The following is a 1184-nucleotide window of genomic DNA, read 5'->3' as shown; positions in this document are numbered from 1 at the left end:
TTTTTCCCTACCGGCGGCTTTTCGTTTTTGGTGCCGGGGGCCGGGTCCCAGCGGGCCCTGGGGCGGGCGAGGGGGGGGAGGTCGTGGTTGTGAAATTTGTTGTGGTGGTCCACGCTGGCTGCCCCGAATTCCACGGCCAGCCGCACGCCGGGACCTTCACCCAGCTGGTTGCCGTGCACGCGCAGTCCGAGGCCGGCGTCCCGGCAGGCCGCCAGCACCCGGCGCGACTGGGCCTCGGTGAAGGCCCCGCGTTCGCAGAACACGTCGGCCCACTGCACGTACGGCCTTACCGCCGCGAGCATGTCCCCGCAGACCAGGTCGGTGTAGTCGTCGGCGTCGATGCCGGCCGGCACCAGGTGTGCCCCGAGGTAGGTGACCTCGTCGGCCACGGTGGACGCGATGCGGGCGCTGCGGGCCTCCTGCTCCACGTCCAGGCCGTAGCCGGTCTTGGTCTCCAGGTAGGTGGTGCCGCCGGCGGCCGCCTCCGCCACCCGGGCCAGCAGCAGGCGCGTGAGGTCGTAGTCGCTGGCCTCGCGGGTGGCGCCGGTGGTGACGGCGATCCCGCCGGCCTGGTAGGACTGGCCGGCCATCCGTGCCTCGAACTCGGCGGTGCGGTCTCCGGCAAAGACCAGGTGCGTGTGCGAATCCACCCAGCCCGGCAACACGGCCCGCCCGCCGGCGTCGAACTGTTCGTCGGCATCGGGGGCCTGCGCCGCGGGCCCGAGCCAGGAGATGCGCTCCCCCTCGATGATCACCGCGGCGTCGTGCAGCACGGAGTCCGCGCCGCGGGCCGGGTCCTGCGTGTGCAGTTCGCCGATGTTGGTGACGACAGTGCTCATTCAAACTCCTTCAGGGCGTCGGCCAGCAGCTCGGCCGGCCAACCCAGGCGCCGGTGGCGGCCGTTGACGGCCAGCAGGTCACCGGCAACGACGACGGCGGAAACGTCCGCTGCGCTGGCGCTCAGCGGCAGTTGCCCGGGCTTTGAGCCTACCGTGCGCACGCTGCCGGGGTTCACGGCCATCAGGTCGCAGGCCATTCCGACGGCGATGCCGGCCACCGGGGTGCCCATGGCGGCGGCGGCTCCGGCGGACACCGAATCCAGCAGCTCGGCCGGTGCAAACCGGCCGCGCTGGCCGCTGGCCCGCCGTTCGCCGTGTTCCAGCGCCCGCATCTCCAGCCAGGGG

1 protein-coding gene and 1 pseudogene are annotated in these 1184 nt (G+C 72.6%); both read right to left on the bottom strand.

From position 1 onward, the window contains the following. On the bottom strand, positions 1-839 hold an 839-nt coding region (locus AC5RUJ_RS16740; RefSeq protein WP_494156300.1), incomplete at its 3' end, for an amidohydrolase family protein. Beyond that, positions 836-1184 (bottom strand): annotated as a pseudogene (locus AC5RUJ_RS16735) (formimidoylglutamate deiminase); the annotation flags it as partial. The pseudogene AC5RUJ_RS16735 and the gene AC5RUJ_RS16740, both read right to left, overlap by 4 nt.

The sequence above is a fragment of the Arthrobacter sp. Y3223164 genome (assembly GCF_059091005.1).
Note: the sequence above shows the minus strand (reverse complement) of the source record. Positions and strands in the feature narration are given on the sequence as shown.